Source organism: Archangium sp. Cb G35, from assembly GCF_001896145.1.
In the GTDB taxonomy this organism is placed as follows: domain Bacteria; phylum Myxococcota; class Myxococcia; order Myxococcales; family Myxococcaceae; genus Archangium; species Archangium violaceum.
Genome location: NZ_MPOI01000020.1, coordinates 227378 through 244509 on the forward strand (window position 1 = coordinate 227378; position 17132 = coordinate 244509).

The 17132-nt window shown below is 69.9% G+C and carries 12 protein-coding genes and 1 pseudogene; 6 read left to right on the forward strand and 7 right to left on the reverse strand.

Annotated features, from left to right (window positions below; all coding sequences use genetic code 11):
- Window positions 1-60: 60 nt before the first annotated feature.
- The 7 genes and pseudogenes from BO221_RS46805 to BO221_RS46835 all read right to left on the reverse strand — a co-directional run.
- A complete protein-coding gene (locus tag BO221_RS46805) occupies window positions 61-2865 on the reverse strand; it encodes a hypothetical protein (RefSeq protein ID WP_143196088.1) in 2805 nt (934 codons plus the stop codon).
- Between the two features lie 168 nt (window positions 2866-3033).
- Window positions 3034-3774: a hypothetical protein gene (locus BO221_RS46810; protein WP_073567424.1), complete on the reverse strand. Its 741-nt coding sequence runs from the start codon at window positions 3772-3774 to the stop codon at window positions 3034-3036.
- A gap of 19 nt (window positions 3775-3793) precedes the next feature.
- Window positions 3794-5908, reverse strand: a complete 2115-nt coding sequence (locus BO221_RS46815) for a hypothetical protein (protein WP_073567425.1) — start codon at window positions 5906-5908, stop codon at window positions 3794-3796.
- A 325-nt stretch (window positions 5909-6233) separates the two neighbouring features.
- A complete protein-coding gene (locus tag BO221_RS46820; protein ID WP_073567426.1) occupies window positions 6234-6836 on the reverse strand; it encodes a DUF2378 family protein in 603 nt (200 codons plus the stop codon).
- Between the two features lie 33 nt (window positions 6837-6869).
- A complete protein-coding gene (locus BO221_RS46825; RefSeq protein WP_073567427.1) occupies window positions 6870-8981 on the reverse strand; it encodes an ATP-binding domain-containing protein in 2112 nt (703 codons plus the stop codon).
- Window positions 8978-9742 carry an ATP-grasp domain-containing protein gene (locus BO221_RS46830; protein WP_073567428.1) on the reverse strand — a complete coding sequence of 255 codons (765 nt, stop codon included), beginning with the start codon at window positions 9740-9742 and terminating at the stop codon, window positions 8978-8980. The genes BO221_RS46825 and BO221_RS46830 overlap by 4 nt, the downstream gene beginning before the upstream one ends.
- Window positions 9743-9747: 5 nt before the next feature.
- Window positions 9748-10353: pseudogene (locus BO221_RS46835) on the reverse strand (DUF2780 domain-containing protein); the annotation flags it as partial.
- Window positions 10354-10475: 122 nt separating this feature from the next.
- Here BO221_RS46835 and BO221_RS46840 point away from each other — a divergent pair.
- The 6 genes from BO221_RS46840 to BO221_RS46865 are packed head-to-tail and all read left to right on the forward strand — an operon-like array spanning window position 10476 to window position 17127.
- The gene (locus tag BO221_RS46840; protein ID WP_083682528.1) at window positions 10476-11363 is read left to right on the forward strand and encodes a phosphate ABC transporter substrate-binding protein; all 888 of its coding nucleotides are present in this window, start codon (window positions 10476-10478) and stop codon (window positions 11361-11363) included.
- Window positions 11364-11412: 49 nt separating this feature from the next.
- Window positions 11413-11685, forward strand: a complete 273-nt coding sequence (locus BO221_RS46845) for a hypothetical protein (RefSeq protein ID WP_073567431.1) — start codon at window positions 11413-11415, stop codon at window positions 11683-11685.
- Between the two features lies 1 nt (window position 11686).
- The gene (locus BO221_RS46850) at window positions 11687-13543 is read left to right on the forward strand and encodes a DUF4129 domain-containing protein (RefSeq protein WP_073567432.1); all 1857 of its coding nucleotides are present in this window, start codon (window positions 11687-11689) and stop codon (window positions 13541-13543) included.
- Window positions 13536-14834 (forward strand): DUF4350 domain-containing protein, encoded by a 1299-nt coding sequence (locus BO221_RS46855; RefSeq protein WP_073567433.1) that lies wholly within the window; start codon window positions 13536-13538, stop codon window positions 14832-14834. Before BO221_RS46850 ends, BO221_RS46855 begins: the two co-directional genes overlap by 8 nt.
- Window positions 14831-15823: a MoxR family ATPase gene (locus tag BO221_RS46860; RefSeq protein WP_073567434.1), complete on the forward strand. Its 993-nt coding sequence runs from the start codon at window positions 14831-14833 to the stop codon at window positions 15821-15823. The genes BO221_RS46855 and BO221_RS46860 overlap by 4 nt, the downstream gene beginning before the upstream one ends.
- The gene (locus BO221_RS46865; protein ID WP_073567435.1) at window positions 15820-17127 is read left to right on the forward strand and encodes a DUF58 domain-containing protein; all 1308 of its coding nucleotides are present in this window, start codon (window positions 15820-15822) and stop codon (window positions 17125-17127) included. The genes BO221_RS46860 and BO221_RS46865 overlap by 4 nt, the downstream gene beginning before the upstream one ends.
- Window positions 17128-17132: the final 5 nt, after the last annotated feature.

Genomic DNA, 17132 nt, shown 5'->3' on the forward strand with positions numbered 1-17132 from the left:
GCACGGCCGCACCCGGGAGCCCACCGGAGTGCACCTGGCACCCCGGCGGAAAGCACCGGCTCAGGGCGTGAACTTCGCCGAGAACACCGACGCGTAGTGGAACTCCGGACCGTCCTGGAACGGCCTGTCCGGAGTCGTGCCCGGGACCGCGTAGGCGTACAGGACGACGAAGTACGTCTTGCCCGCCACCAGGCTCGGCAGGCGGAGTTGCGTGTCCAGCGTGGTGTAGTAGCCCAGGAGCGTCCGGGCCGTGCCGCCCGTGGACGTCGCGTAGAGCTCATACAGCCGCGCCTGGTATCGCGTCGGGGCGCCGATGGAGGGCGCGGTCCAGCTCAGTGTCGGGCTCGTCCCCACGGTCGAGACGGTGGGGGCGCCACCGGAGGCCGGAACACCGTTGACGCGCAGGTCGCGAGGCGGACCCACCATGGGGATGATCGGCTGCGTCGAGCCCTCCCACACCGGCGACTGGGAGAAGACCGACGTCGAGTACCAGGCCGGGCGGGACGTTCCACCATCCGCCAGGTCGACCGAGAAGGGCGAGACGGCGCTCGCCGAGGCCATGACGATCTTCGGCCAATAGGGCTGGTAGGGATTGCCATACTCGAACACCACGGGGAAGTTGCCCTGTCCGGGGCTCGCGTTGGTGGCGTTGGCGAGGTCCGGGTAGCCATCGTACTGACCGTACTCGTGGTAGGACGGCAGGGTCCCCAGGTTCACGACCTCCTCCACCAGCACGGCACCGGAGTGAGCAGCGAGCGCCAGGGCCTCGAACTCCGACGCGCGGAAGTCGAAGACCTGCGTCGTGGTGGGCAGGGGCAGCAACGTGCCCTTCACCTTCAACGTTCCCGGGCTGGCCATCCCCGCATCCACCATGCCGCCATCCCACGTGCCGCCATCTCCCGTGCCACCATCCGTCGGGCCCGACAGGTCATGGGCCTGGAAGGCCTTGCGCAGCTCGGAGAACGAGAGGCCCGAGGGCAGCGTGGAGTAGTCCATGCGGCTCACGTGCTGGGTGACGTGGAAGAAGTCCCCCAGGGAGGAATCGAACCGCGCGGGCACCGTCCCGCAGTTCCGCATGGCGTTGCCGTAGTCGATGGAGCCCGTGAGGCTCGTCGCACCGTCGTCCGGCCAGATGAAGTCGTAGGCGCAGGCCAACGTGAAATAGCCGATGCCCGGGCCCGTCGCGTGCAGTTGCAGAGCATCCGAGGACTGCCAGGGCGTGAGTCCGTCGAGCTCGAAGGCGAGCTGGGTGCCCGCGGGCTCCTGCTCCACACCGGGGCGGCCGAGGCTGGCGGAGCTCAGGTCCACGAAGCGGCTGGGAGTCCAGATCCAGGTGGAACCGTACCGGAGGTAGTAGGGCGTCCTCTCCACGCCGGGAATGGTGAAGGTGCCATCGGACCGGCCCGTCCCCGCCACGTACACGAAGCGCGAGCCATCCGCGGAGGGCACATAGGCTCCGATGGGGATGGCGCTCAGATCAGCCGGGGTCGAGATGATCGTGTCCCCCGGGAGGTTGTAGATGTTGCGGATGCCATTCACCGCCAGCGCCGAGCAGTCCGAGCCCGGCTCCGGATGGACGGTGAATCCGTAGACCAGCGAGGCCCCATCCGCGTCCGTGAACTGGGCGTAGATGTACGCCGGCGAGTCGAGGCACGACGGCGCCAACCAGGTCGCCTGGCTGGAGGTGCTGGTCCAGGTGGTGGTCTGGATCTCTCCGGCGGACGCGGACCAGGAGAAGCTCACGGAGGTGCCATCGGGATCATGCGCATTGAGGCCCAGGGTCACGATCTCGCCACCACTGGCCGAGGAGAGGCTCTGCCAGGTGCTACCGATCTGGGGCATGACGTTGGCACGTGGGGTGGTCCCCGCCTGGAGGGCGAGGGTGCCCGAGTGCGAGCCGCCGTTCGGATCCAGGACCGACACGTAGAAGTAGCAACGGCCCGAAGGCGGCATCTCGCTCAGGGTGAACGAGGGCGAGGCGGCCGCCGCGTCGTCGAACGTGCCACTACAGTCGGTGAACCAGTAATGGTTCAGGGGGTCCCCGTCCACGTCCACGGCCGTGGCGGATAACCGCGTCGCCGTGCCAGGGCTCAGGACGGACGGCGTCCCCTGCATGGTGCGGACCTCGGGCCAGGTGTTGAAGCCCACCGTCACGTCGACGCTCCCGGAAACCCCATCCGTCATGACGTACACGTCGAAGCTGACCGAGGCGCTCGTCCCCCGGGCGTCCGTCACCTCCAGGCGGAGGCGATGCGTCCCCTCGGTGGAGGGCGCCGTCCAGGAGGTCACGCTGGACGTGGGATCGCTGAAGAAACCAGCGGCCGCCGTCCAGGAGTAGCTCAGCGCATCCCCGTTGGCATCCACCGCGGTGGCCGACAGGTAGAGGATGCCCCCCGGATTCGCCGAGTTGGAGGACAGCACGATGGAGGTGATCTGCGGCGCCTCGTTATAGAAGGGCGGCGGCGAGTCCACCTGCTGCAGCAGCAGGAACGCGCTCGCCGTGCCCCCCGCGCCGACGGTGAGCGGAGACGAGCTCCCCTGGAAGAGCACCCGCCCCGACGCATCGAACGCGTAGGCGTCGATGACGCGCTCGGGTCCCACGGGGATGCCGCCCACGGTGCCCTGCCACGTGGTTCCCACCTGGACGAGCTCGGCGGAGATGGGAGACGAGATGCCCGGCCCCCGCACCTCGGCACGCACGCGCTTCACGTCCGCCGCCGAGAGCGCCTGGGGCAGCGTGACGCGAACCTCCGCGCTCCCGCTCCGGGAGCCCGGATCCTGCGTCGTACAGCCCACGGAGATGGTGACCCACAGCAGCGCGGCCACCCAGGCGGCTACGCTCCTGCCCCCATTCCAAGTCATCATGGTTTTTCCCTCTCTCTATTCTGGAACCGCTCTACAGGATTACCTGTATCAACGGTTCTACAGGGAGAGACAAGGGAGGGGCTTGAAGATAGACGCCAACCGGGGTCATCGGCGCGCCAGGAGCCCCACCCCTCCGAGGGAGTGGAACCCCGAGGGAGTGGAAACCCCCTACGCCATGACGCGCGCGGCCACCTGCGCCTCGGCGATGCGCAGGCACTCACCCAGGAAGTGGATGTACGCCGTCATCGCACGCGCGCCGGTCTCCGCATAGATGCGGCCCTGCTCGGGCGAGCGGGTGATGGCCTCCTCCAGCATCTTCTCGTTGAGCAGGGTATGGCCCACGTCCACGGCCACGTGCTCATTGAGGAAGGTGAGCTTGCCGGCGACCTCCTGGCCCAACACGGTCTCCACCTGCTTCACCAGGCGCGGCCCGAAGTACACCGCCAGGTAACCCACCTCGCGCTCGATGGCGATCTGCCCCACCGGGAACGGCCCCTCGATGGTCTCGTCGTGGATCTGCCGGTACTCCCGCATGGAGCCGGTGGGCGCCTGCGCGACCAGCTCCTCCATGGACAGCTGGGGCGAGTACCGCGCGTTCCAGTGCTCCACCAGCACGCGCGCGTCCTCGAGCGTCATCAGGTGGTGGCCCGTCTCGCTCTTGGCGTGGGTGATGAGCTGCTTGCCGAGCTTCTCCATGCCCAGCTCGATGCAGCGCTGGCCCGTGCGGCGGATCCACCCGTCCACCGGCTCGGTCATGTACACCGCGCGCGCCATCCACTCGATGAGGAAGCGCTCCAGGACCGCCGGCTGGATGGACGGATCCATCAGGCGGCACAGGGCCGGGTCCGTGTCCAGAAGGGTACGCGCGGGCAGGGCGTGGGGCTCGTACTGCATCTTCAGCAATTCCATGGTGAAGCTCCTTCGGGACTCAGGACTCGAGATGAGGGGTGGACCGGGCACGGCCGACGGACTGCTCGCTGACGTGCTCGAGGAATTCGGGAACCTGCGAGGCGGGGATGATCCACAGGATGGGCTGCGCCGAGGGATCGTCATGCAGGCGGGCCGCCTTCGCGTAGGCGCCATCGTCCTCGCACAGGAAGACGAAGGAGCTGCGCCCGCGCTGCGCGAACCAGCGGCGCGCCTCGTCCAGCAGCGCCACGTAGGCGCTCCGCTTCCCCTCGGGGGTCAGCGGGAAGAGACGCGCGGAGTCGAGCAGCCGGAAGAGGTTCGTCCCTGGGTGCCCCAGCTCCAGCACCAGCGCGGCCAGGGGCACGCCCTGACGGCGCGCCACGATGATGCGCCGCTCCCGCTCCAGCCCCACCCCCTGCCAGGCGCGCGAGGTCCCCCACAGCTCCAGGCGATCCCTCGTGAAGTCCAGCGCCTCCACGTAGCAGGCCGGACGCGTGCGGGCGATCTCCCCCGCCAGCAGGTACTTCTCCCCGATGGACGCGGGCCCGATGTCCAGGTCTCCCACGGGCTGGCCGCTCAGCTCGGCGCACTCCACGTCCATCATCCGCAGCGGCATCACCAGGCCCTGCCCGATGCCCTGCATCCGCTGGGCGAACCGCACGTGCGTCCGGTAGACGAAGGGCACCGTGGACTCGGCGTAGCTGATGGCCCAGCGGAACTCCGGATCCCCCTGGGCGTGCTCCAGCGTGCGCATGTAGATGTCCCGGAGGATCTGCCCCGGCACCTCGGGCGCGTTGGACGGCTTGCCGGGACGCCGCCCCAGCTGGTGCACCATCCAGGAGTGACGGTAGGCCTTGAGCGAGGAGAGCGACGCCTCCACCCCCCGCTCCGACGGCCACACCGTCTGGCAGAACAGGTGGGGAAGCTGCGCCGAGCGCTTGCCCAGATCGATGAAGCTCCGGCGCAGCTCGTCGAAGTGCCCGGCGGACTTGCCCGCCAGGTTGAAGTAGCCCGAGGCCTCGAACAGCTCCCACAGCGGCTCGAGGTACTCCTCGCTGGTGCGCGTGGAGGGGCACAGCGACTGGGAAACGAAGTGCGACCACATCACCATGTCCTGCTCTGTCCGCGGACGGACCTCCAGGCCCGCCACCCGCCGCCCATCACTCCGGGCGGCGGACACGTGCCGCACCTCCCCTTGCAGGTAGAGGCTCTCACCCCCGGCCATCGCCAACTCCACCGTCAGGAAGAGCCCGGGGAAGACCAGGTCCTCGGGGGCCACGTTCAGGCCCAACCCGGTGAAGGAGAGGTCCACCACCTCGCGCTCGCGCCGCCCCAGCTCCTTCCACATCGGATGATCGAAGCGGGCCCGCAGCCCCTCGGGAGCGCGCACACGGCGGTGCGCGCGGTGGCGCACCCGGAACAGCCGCTCGGGCAGCCGCGTCACCAGCGTGTCCCCCTGCGCGGCGGGGCCGTCCAGGCGCATCCGGTAGGCCGAGTTGTAACCCACCACCTCGAGCTCGTAGGGCGCCTCGCCCCAGCCGGCCCCCGGCTCGGTGCACCGCCAGTGCAGCAGGCCCCGCTCCGCGTCCAGCCGCTCCAGCATCACCCGCACCGTCCGGCCCGGCCGGCGCAGCACGCCCTTGTTGTTCATCGCGGAGATGGCCGTGAGCACGGACTCGATGCGCTCCAGCCCGGCGATCTCCTCCTGCACGGGCAGGGGCGAGGCCTCGGGCTGGGCGCTGCCCGTGAGCACCGCCTCCTCCAGCACGCTCAGGATCTGCCGGCCCTGCTCCGCGGAGATGCCCACGAGCTGGATTCCCACCGCGGAGCCGCGCGCCCCCGCACCGCTCCACCGGGGCTCGCCCGTCAGCGGGCCAATGGCCGTGCCGCCCACGTCCAGACACACGCGCACCGTCCGCGCATGCGCCAGCGCCTCCACCGAGTCCCCGGGCTCCGCCCACACCGCCGTGGGGCTCAACTGCGTGGCCCGGCCCAGCACCACTCCCTGCTCGGGCAGCACCACCTGGATGCCTCCCGGACCATGGAGCGAGTAACCCGAGTACGGACCCGTGACCGGTCCCGTGCCCGAGCGCGCGCGCGAATGACCCATCAGTTGTTCCGTGAGCGAGTGCATGGATTTCCCCTTGGCTCCCAATCCCTTGCACCTTGAGAAGAAACATACGCCGCCAAGCTCCGTCAAGTTCCCTAATGGAAGTCATTGACTTTCGAGGCGAATTCCGTAGCAACGCGACTCGGGCGCAACTCCGGAATCCACTCGCGCGCCCTCCATGCGCCAGAGTGATTTCAATTCCTTGCGCACACGCCGGGAGGCGCCTCGTTTGGAATTGAAGCTCTCCCCTGGCTTCCCAAACTGTCGGCTTCTGGCACCGGACACACGTGCACGTGCCGCGGCCCGGGCGGGTCCAATCCCTGTCTTGTTGGAAAGGGCTGGGAAATCCCTACCAGGTGAGCCGGAGGACGAAGCTGCTGGCGTCCTCGTCGGTCACGGTGACCTCGAACTTCAAGCCTTCCGGGCCCAGCGCCAGCGCGGTGGAGGTGCTGCCCACCACCATGCCCACGTTCCAGCCCACGCCAATCAGGTCCTGCTTGAAGATGAGCTCACCCGAGTTGGGGCTCAGCCGGCGGTAGGAGTGCTCGCCAAAAGTCACCGCCACGGAGGCGGCGCTCGGGATGCCCTCCAGCGAGCGGTGCAGCCCGGACGCCGAGCCCACCATGGCCCGCATCCGCCCCACGGTGCTCCGGACATAGGCGAGTCCCGCGTCCCGTCCGGTCTGATAGATGGCCTCACCGTAGGAGCCACCCCGGGCCTCCGCGTCCTGGCCGATGATGTCGAGGATCCCCAACATCCAGGCCACCGGATAGCGGTAGTTCTCCACCAGCCGCTCACCCTCGGAGATCTGCCCCCGGGCCCGCTCGAGCACCTCGGGAGGTGCACGAGCCGCCACCGACGCGAGCGCCGCCTCCAGGAACATCCCGGGGACCAGATGCTCGGGACGGCATCTGGACAGCCGTGAGAGCAGCTGGGGACGGCGCTCCATCATTCCCCTCATTTTGTCACAATTGTTCAAATTCGTTCAAAACGAATTTTCGGCGAGCAGGGGCGAGCGGACCCCAGACGAGACAACCCAGAGTTGATGGGAAGTCCGGGTGATGGCGATGTGGAGCCTGCGACGCGCCTCGTCATGGGCGGGGTAGACGCGGGCCGTGGCGTCGGGGATGACGACGTAGTCGAACTCGAGCCCCTTGACGTTGTCCACGTCCGTCACATCCACGCCGGGCTCGAAGGAGAAGTCCCCCTCCAGCACGAGGCGGGCCCAGGACTGGTCCGAGACGACCCGGTGGAAGGTCCGCGCCTGCTCCGGGCTGTTGGCGATGACGGCCACGGAGGCATGAGGTTCGCGCTCCAGGAGATCTCTCAGCGCCTCGCCGATGAAGAGGTGGGCCTGGGCCTCGTCGGGGAAATGGTGGAAACCCACGGGAGCCCCCGCCCGGCCAGCCTGGGGGGCCGCGGTGGTGGCCTGCGTGCCCAGGACCTTGCGCGCCAACTCCGTGACAGACCTTGGACAACGGTAGGACACCTGGAGCCGGCAGGTGGCCGCGTCGCGGATGCCCAACTCCGAGAGCACCGCCTGCCATCCCGCGAAGCTCGTCGACGTCTGTTGCATCTCGTCGCCCGCGAGCGTGCAGCTGCGCGCCTCACCCAGCAGCTTGCCCACCACGAACAGCTCGAAGAGGGAGAAGTCCTCGGTCTCGTCCAGCACCACGTGCACCAGCCGGCCCACCGCGCCCAGGTTCCCCGTCTGGGCCCGGAGGAAGAGCAGCAACGGGAGATCCTCCAGGTCCAACGTTCCGGCCAGCTCGTCGGGCGTGTCACTCTCCAGGGACTTGCCATCCAGCGTCTGGAGCCGCTCGGGGTCCACTCCCTCCAGCTCTCGCTCGAGCGGCGTGGCGATCTGCAACATCGTGTGGCGCACCGTCTCGTCGACAGCCGTGAGCGGCAGAGCCCCCTTCGAATGGGAGACGACGCCCTCCAGGAAGCGCCGGTCGGTGAAGACCTCGGCGAGCCGCTTGCGCAGATGCGGCAGGCTGGTGGCCGATGACTTGCTCACTCCCAACCGGGCCGCGAGCGCGAGGCGCAGGGCCGGATGGCGCTTGAGCTTCGAGACGAGTGGCGGCGGGTCCTCCCACACCTTGATGGCCTTGGCACCAAAGGAGACGCGCGCGGCCGTGGCCGCCCAGGAATCGAGCGTCTCGACGGACACCTTCCCCAACCCGAGTGGCGCGAGCAGGCGCCGGGACAGGCGCGCCAGGCCTTCCTCGGGGACGATGACCTTCATCCGGGACTCGGGGTAGCGCGCGTGGTCGTCGAAGGCGATCTTCGCGAGCCGGTGCAGGGCCACCGTCGTCTTGCCACTGCCCGCGCTCCCCAGGACGAGCAGCGGCTGATCCGCGGCCACGCTCACGGCCTCGAACTGCTCGGCGTCGAGCAGCGCGGTGATGTCGAGCGCCCCCTCGCGGCGTGAAGCCCCCTCCCCCACTCCGAGCTGGCCCGGGCGGACCGCCGTTCCCGTTCCCCCCGCGAGCTGGGAAGCAGGCCCGGCGCCCGGCATCCGCCAGGAGCCCTCGGGCGTGCGCACGAGCACGAGCGTGCCGGACTGGATGCGAATCAACCGCCCGCGCTCGATGACCACCAGCCGGCGCACCTCGACGGTGCCCTCGGACAGCCGCTCGCCGAACCACTCCTCATAGGAGTCGCCTTCTCCATATCGATAGAAGACGCGGGCCACCGGAGCGAAGCGCCAGTCGATGATGCGCACGTCGGCGGATGCATCGGCGAAGCTCGTGCGGCCCAGCAGGTAGTCCCGGATGCCGGCGGGCCCGTCCACGCGCAGGTGCGCGAAGTAGGGAGCGCCGGTGTCTGGCAATTGGGCGGTCTCCTGACGTTCGAGCAGCGCCCGTGCCTGGTTCATCTGATGGAGCAGATGCGGAAGGTCGGCCACGGGTGCGGTCGCCGCCTCGTCGCGCAACACCTGCAACTGAGCCATCAGGCCCTGTGTCTCCTGCGTGCGGCTGCCACTGCGCAGCCTGGCGGCGTCCACGGAGGCGAGTACCCGCACGAGCAGCGCCTCCTCCTCGGCGATGATGGCCCGCGCATGCTCGGGCAGCTCCGCGACTGTTTGGCTCATGACAGGACAACTCCGGTTGCGGCCATCAACTCCTCCCAGCGCGTGAGCGTCAGCTCGGTGTAGAGCGACCGGTCCAACCCGTAGGAGCCCAACGCGAAGCCATCGTTCCACTCGACGAGCGCCGTCTGACCGGTCTCCAGGACACCGAAGTCGACGCCGTAGGCCGCCGTTCCCTCGCCCGCCGCCTCCACCGCGCGGACCGCCCGCTCCACCTCGGCCTCGTCCACGCGGATGGCCTTGTCCCCGGCGTAGTGACGGATGCCCACGATGCGGCCCCGGATGACGAACACCCGGTACTCGCTCAGCCACCGCACCACCTCCGAACACAGGATGGGCGTGTTCAGCGAGGCCCGCTGGAGGTAGAGCAGATCCTCCTGCGTGCCGAAGACGTGCCCCGTGAAGCGCTTCTTGCGCCCCCGCGGTTTGGCGAACACCGGTGGGCTCGAGCTGTCCTCGATGCCCGCGACCAGGCTCCGCACGGTGCTCGTCCAGAGCCGCCGGTGCAGGAACAGCTCGAGGCTCCGGGGATAGTCGTTCGTCGGCGGTGGCTCGAGGCCCAGTTGCGCCAACGCTCCCAGCACGGAGGGCACGTCACCCGCGACCAGGGTCTCCCGGTCCAACGGGAGCTGGCGCCGCTCGAGCCGCTTGGCGGTGAACAGCTCGGCGGGAATGCCCCGCTCCTGGAGCCCGCCGAGCACGTCCCTCATCTCGGGCTCCATCCGCCCACCGCCCAGCTCCTGGATGAACGCGCGGCGAATCATCGGGCTCAGCGGATGAGGCCACCCAGCAGCCCGCCCAGGCCTCCACCGCCCTGGCCGCCTCCACCGCCCGGCGTGTTGCCGCCCCCACTCCCCAGGTTGGCGAGCATCGGCATCACCGCGAGGATGCCCCCCACCAGCTTCGGGTCGAGCCGGGACTTGAGGAAGTTGAGCAGCAGCGGTGCCACCAACGAGGCCTTGCCCGCGTCGATGTTGAAGCGCTGCAGCAGCGCCACGACCCCCGCCACCTCACTCGCCTGACCCACGGCACCACCGAGCGCGCCCATCAGCCCGCCGCCTCCTCCTCCAGACGACTGGCCCTGCCCCCCCAGAAGCCCGCCCAGACCGCCCAACGCCCCCATCAGTCCACCACCGGACTCCCCCTGCGCGGCCGGCTGCGTCCCAGCCTCCGCCTGCTGCTGCCACCCCTGCATCTCGGGAATGGCCTGGCCCATCTGGTCCGCCGCCTCCGGCCCCATCTTCTCCTTCACGGTCCCCTGCACCAGCTTGAGCAGCGAGCCCGCCAGCCCCTGCGCCTGATTGGAGTCCACGCCAAGCTGCTGCGAGAGCTGTCCGATGAAGTCCATTCCGTTCTCCTCCGTCTCCTCGGGAGCGGCGGTTCTAGCGGACCCCCCGCCAGATTCTCACGGGAAAACCTCCTGGCGGCCCGGAGGGGCGTCCGTTGCAAGACGGAGATGTCACCATCCGTCGAGCGTGCCCTGTGTATCCTGGCCCCATGAGACCGCAGCACTGCTCGCTCCTCGCCCTCGCGCTCCTCGCCCTGCTGTCCGGATGCAGGCGTCCGCCCGGTTCCGATGGAGAGGACGCTGGCACCCGGCCCCCTCCCGTGCCGGGCCTCCAGGGCTCCGTGACGGTGAAGGGCTCGGACACCATGGTCCTCCTCGGCCAGCGCTGGGCCGAGCGGTTCATGAAGTTGCACCCGGAAGCGAAGATCCAGGTGACGGGCGGCGGCTCGGGCACGGGCATCGCGGCGCTCATCAACGGCACCACCGACATCGCCATGTCCAGCCGGCCCATCAAGGACGCCGAGCGGCAGCAGGCCCACCAGCGCTCTCCCTCCGGCCCCATCGAGCTCCCCGTGGCCGTGGATGGCATCACCTTCTATGTCCACGAGAGCAACCCCGTGGTGGTGCTCACCCTCGAACAGCTCAAGGCCATCTACCTGGGCGACACCACCCGCTGGAAGGACGTGGGAGGCAACGACGCACCCATCGTCGTCTATTCACGGGAGAACTCCTCGGGCACCTACGTCTTCGTGAAGGACGCGGTGCTCGGCGGCGAGGACTTCACCCCCCGCGCCCTGACCCTGCCCGGCACCGCGGCGGTGGTGAACGCGGTGGGCCTCGAGCGCAATGGCATCGGCTACGGCGGCGCCGCCTACGCCAAGGGTATCAAGGAGTTGAAGGTGAAGAAGGACGCGGCGAGCGAGGCCATCGCCCCCAGCCCGGAGAACATCCAGAACGGCACCTATCCGCTCTCGCGCCGCCTCTACTTCTACCTGCCCCGGCACGCCACCGGCACCACCCGCGCCTTCCTCGACTACGTGCTTTCCCCCGAGGGCCAGGAGCTCGTCACCACCGTGGGCTACTTCCCCGTGAAGTAGCCCTCCGAGCCGCTGGTACGGGCGCCCCGGGATTGCGTAGGCTGCGCCCATGATCCAGGGCTCGGGCCGCTGCCACTACCATCCGGAACGCACCGGGCTCGGTATCTGCGTGGAGTGCCGCCACGTCGTCTGCCGCGAGTGCACCACCCAGTTCGAGGGCATCAACCGGTGCGCCAGTTGCCTCGAGAAGCGCCTCAAGGCGCTGGAGGGGCCCTCGGAGCGCCGCGAATGGACCGTGGGCAACGTGCTGCTGGCCCTCGTTGGCGCCGCCGTCGTCTATGGCGGCGTCCTGCTCCTCTCGCGCATGGCCACGGGGCTCTGACATGGGCGTCTCCGCGCTCGAATTGCGCCCCCGCGGGGCGGTGGCCATCCTGGACGCGGGCCTGCGCGTCTGCGTGCGCAGCTCCGGCGTCTGGGCCCTCACCCTGCCCGGTGGGGCGCTCGTCACCGCGGCCCTGATGCACCTGACGGATGCCATCACGAACAACCGCTCGCTGACGCTGCCCGCCCTGTGGTTCACCCTCGCCTGGCTCGCTCGCGGCCTCTTCCAGGGCGCCGCCTGCCACCACGTGCAGGAGCTGGTGCTCGGCCAGGGCCAGGGCGAGCCCACGGCCTGGGCCTCGCTGCGCGCCGCGCTGGCCCACACGCCCAGCCTCCTGTGTGCCGTGGCGTACCTGTTCGTCTTCAACCTGCTCACGCTCGGCGTCACGATGGGCTTCGCCTTCTTCTTCCTGTCCGCGCACCTCGTCGGCTACGCCGTCACGATGCAGGGCCGTGGCAGCCCCCTGGGGCTGTACGGGGTGTGCGCGAAGATGCTCGGCCCGGCACGAGGCAGCGCCACCGGCGTGCGCATCCTCCTGCTGGTGCAGCTGCTGGCCTTCCTCAACCTCCACATCGCCGCCAACACCCTGTTCTACGTCGGCCGCAAGCTGATCGGCATCGACCTCACCTTCGCCGAGCGCTTCGCCTCCCTGGACAACACCGCCTGGGTCGTCTTCCTCGCCTCCGCCACCTTCACCCTCTTCGAGCCCCTGCGCGCCGCCACGTCCACGCTGCTGCTGGTGGATGGACGCGTGCGCCTGGAGGGTCTGGATCTGCTGGCCTCCGTGCAGCGGATTCCCACCCGGAAGGCGGCGCTCGCCCTGCTCGCCATCCTGGGCACCTGCCTGATGGCCACCCCGGCCGGGGCCCAGCAGCCCGTGAAGCCGCCCTCCCTCGCGGAGACCAGGCAGAGCTTCCAGGAGCTGGCCGGATACTGCGAGCTGGATGCACCCGCCACGGAGCGCTGGCGGCAGCCACTCGACACGCTGAGCCCGGCCGAGGCCATCAAGTACCAGCGGCTCGTGCGTGACGTGGAGAAGGACGTCCTGGAGAACGAGGACTGCGGCGCCCTGGAACGGCTCGAGCGGGGCATCACCCTCGCGACGCAGACCGCGGAGTTGGAGAAGCAGGCGGATGCCCGGGCGGCCCAGGCGCGTGCCCGGGACATCCTCGCGCGGCCCGAGTTCCAGGTGCCCGAGCCCGAGGCGCCCAAGGAGGAGAAGACCTCCGAAGACGTGCCGCCCACCCAGGGCCCCTGGCAACGGTTCATGAAGTGGCTGTCGGAGTTCCTCGAGAAACTCTTCCGCCGCTCGGAGACGACGAACCAGGGTCCCAGCTTCTCGGCCGCTGGCGGACAGGCGGTGGCCAACGTGCTGGTGGTGGTCCTCATCGCCGGAGTGCTGGTGGTGCTCGTGCTGGTGCTGCTGCGCGCGCTCGGCAAGGCCCGGGCGGGCGAGGACACGCGGCTCGAGGTGAGCACCCAGGACGCGTCCACCCTGGCGGCGGATCCGATGAATGCCCTCTCCCGTCCCCCCGAGGGCTGGGCCCACCTCGCCGACGAGCTGGCCGCCCGGGGCGAGTACCGCGAGGCCGTGCGCAGCCTGTACCTCGCCCTGCTCTCGCGCCTGCACCGCGAGGGCGTCATCCACTACGACACCACGCTGAGCAACTGGGACTACCTGCGCCAGTTCCGCACCCGCCGCGAGTGGGTGCCTTCCTTCCGCGAGCTGACGCTGCGCTTCGACTTCGCCTGGTATGGCAACCTGCCGGTGGGCGCGGACGGCTACCGCGACTTCCGCGCGCTGTGTGCCCCGATGCTGAACCCCACCCCCGCCACTCCGGAGGCCGCCGGTGCGTGACCGTTTCCCGCTGCTCGTGGTGGGAGGTCTGCTCATCACCGCCGTGCTGGGCACGTGGCTGGTGCGCGGCGCGGCCCGGGGCGGTTTCGCCGACACGCTCTCCACCTGGCGCGCCCAGCCCGACGGGGCCCGTGGCCTCTTCCTGCTCGTCCAGGAGAGTGGTCTGCCCGTGGTCCGGCGCACCGCGGACCTTCAAATCATCCAGAAGGGCACGGGCACTCCCGTGCTGCTCGCGGTGGAGGTGAAGGGCGCCCACGAGGAGGACCCCGACCAGACGGCACTCGCCGCCGACAAGGAGGACGGACTGGAGGACGAGGAGGTCCCCCGCCACGGCTTCAACCGGCTGTACGTCCCCGAGCTGAGCGACGAGGAGACGGAGAAGCTGCTCGAGCACGTGAAGACCGGCAGCGCCCTCGTCTACGTGCCGTGGGGCTCCCAGGAGAACCCGCTGCTGGACGCGCTCGGGGTGAAGCTCTTCAAGGCGGACACTTCGCTCCCCATGCGCACGCTCGTCCCGCCGCTCTCCAGCCCGTACACGCTGGGCGTGGAGCGCGTGGAGGCGAAGGTGCAGGCCTACCTGACGCTGCCCGAGAAGGGCGCGGTGCCCCTGCTGCGGGACGAGCCGCTGAACATGACGGTGGCGGCGGTGGTGCCCTACGGCGCGGGCAGGGTGCTGGTGGTGGGCGCGCCAGAGCTGGCGATGAACCAGGCGCTCGCGCGCGCGGACAACGCGCAATTCTGGCTGAGCGCCCTGAGCGCCCTGGGCCCAGGCCCCTACGAGTTCGACGAGCACCACCACGGCTTCACCAACGAGCGCTCGGTGGTGGACTTCGCCCGCCGCTACGGCCTGCACTTCGCGGTGGCGCAACTGCTGCTGGGGCTGTGTCTGTGGGCGGTGGCTCTCAAGCGCTTCGGCCGGCCACGCGCGCCGCCCGAGTCCATGCGCGTGGGGGCCACGGACGCCCTCTTCGCCATGAGCCGCCTGTACCGCGAGGGCCGCCACCACGGCTTCGCCGCCGGCCTCATCACCAAGGGCCTCACCCAGGAATTGGCCCTGCACGCCGGCATGCCCGCCCATGCGCCCCCCAAGTCCGTCGCCGAGGGACTGGCCGCGCGCGGACGGGAGGACCTGGCCCATGGCCTGCGGGCCGTGGTCCGCAACGCCGAGACGGTGTCCAGCGAGAGCGACTTGAAACAACTGGCCTCCCGCGCCGCGGTGCTGCGCCAGCGCATCCATCCTTCCGGGCCGCCCTCGCGCGCGCTCGTTGCTTCGACCCCCGAGGAGTCATGACTTCCACCTTCGCTCCCACCTCCACCGCCAGCAACGCCGTGGCCGCCGCCCATGCCATCCGCGAGGGCGTGCTCTCCGAGGTGCGCAAGGCCGTCGTTGGCCAGGACGAGCCGCTCGAGTTGATGCTCGTGGGCCTCATCGCCGGCGGCCACGTGCTGCTGGAGGGCGTGCCCGGCGTGGCCAAGACGCTCATGGCCAAGGCGCTCTCGCGCGCCGTCAGCGCGGACTTCAAGCGCATCCAGTTCACCCCGGACCTGATGCCCGCCGACATCCTGGGCACCAGCATCTTCGATCTGAAGAGCCAGGCCTTCGTGCTGGTGCGCGGCCCCATCTTCACGGACCTGCTGCTGGCGGATGAAATCAACCGAGCCCCCGCCAAGACGCAGTCCGCGCTGCTGGAGGCCATGCAGGAGCGTGGCGTGTCGCTGGAGGGCCGGAACATGCCCCTCTCGCCTCTCTTCACGGTGTTCGCCACGCAGAACCCGGTGGAGTCCGAGGGCACCTACCCGCTGCCCGAGGCGCAGCTGGACCGCTTCCTGTTGAAGATCGACGTGGGCTACCCGGCCCCCGAGGAGGAGGACGCCATCCTCGCGTCGGTGCACCGGGGTTTCGACGCGGGAGACCTGGCACGCGCGGGCGTGGGGCCCGCGGTGACGAAGGAGGGCCTGCTGGCGGCGCGGACGGCGCTCAACGAGGTGACGGTGGAACCACCAGTGCTCGCGTACGTGCGCAAGCTGGTGGCGGCCACGCGCAGCTCCAGCCGCATCCGCCTGGGCGCGGGGCCTCGCGCGGGCGTGCACCTGCTGCTGGCCTCCAAGGCGCTGGCGGCCCTGCGCGGCCGGGGCTTCGTCACGCCGGATGACGTGCGTTTCCTCGCCGGGCCCGTGCTGCGCCACCGCCTGCTGTTGTCACCGGACGCGGAGCTGGACGGAGCCACGCCCTCGGACGTGCTGCGCGAGGTGGTGCAGTCCGTCGAGGTCCCCCGGTGATTCCCACCGGGCGCCTATGGGTGCTGCTGTGCATGCTGGCCGTGCCGATGATGGCGGCGGGATTCTTCCCGGGCCTCGGCGGCGTGGTGCTGGTGCTGGATGTGCTCGCCCTGGGGCTGGCGGGAGCGGACTTCCTGATGGCCCGCCGGGTGCGCCTGGAGGTGAGCCGGAAGCTGCCCACCCGCCTGTCCGTGGGTGCGCCCAACAAGGTGGAGCTGCTGCTGGTTCACCGCGGCGGCCAGGCGGTGGACGTGCACGTGAAGGACGACGTGCCCGAGTCCTTCACCGCCACGCCCGAGGAGGCCCCGCTCCACCTGTCCGCGGACAGCCAGACGCGATGGGTGTACCGGGTGTCCCCTTCCAAGCGCGGCAAGTTCGCCTTCGGGGACGTGCACGTGCGGGTGCGGGGGCCGCTGGGGCTCGTCTTCCATGAGCGCCACTTCCTGCTGGCGCAGAACGTGTCGGTGTTCCCGGACCTGCGAGGCGCCAGCCGGCTGCTGCTGTCCGGCGCGGCGTTGGATCTGGTGAACCTGGGCCTGCGGCAGTTGCGACGGGATGGCCGGGGCAGCGAGTTCGCGCGGCTGCGGGACTATGCCCAGGGAGACTCGGTGCGCGACGTGGACTGGAAGGCCACCGCGCGGCGCACCCGGCCGGTGACGCGGGTGATGGAGTCGGAGCGCTCGCAGTCCATCCTCATCTGCGTGGACGCGGGCCGCTCCATGGCGGCGCAGGTGGATGGGCTCACCAAGCTGGACCATGCCGTCAACGCGGCGCTCTTCCTGGCCTTCGTGGCGGTGCGCAACGGGGACCGCGTGGGGCTGGCCGTGTTCGCGGACGGGGTGAAGGCGTACCTGCCTCCCGCGGCGGGCCGGCTTCAGTACCGGAAGATATTGGACACGCTCTACTCCACCACGCCGAGCCTCACGTACGTGGACTATCTGGCGCTCTTCAAGGAGTTGAACGTGCGCCTCACGCGGCGCAGCCTGCTGTGCGTATTCACGGACTTCCTCGACGAGGAGCAGGCCTCCACCATGGTGGCACCGCTCCACCGGCTGGCGCGGCGGCACGTGCCCCTGTGCCTGTCCGTGCGGGACACCGCGCTCGCGGCGCTGCTGCGCACCGAGCCCTCGGGGCCCGAGCAGGCCTACCAGCAGGCCGTGGCCAGCGAGCTGCTCACGGACCGGGAAACACTCAAGGCCAAGGTGAGCGCCGGTGGCGTGCAGATGCTCGACGTTCAGCCGGATGAGCTGAGCCTCGCCGCCGTCAACCGCTACCTCGACATCAAGGCGCGCGGCGTGCTGTAGCCTCG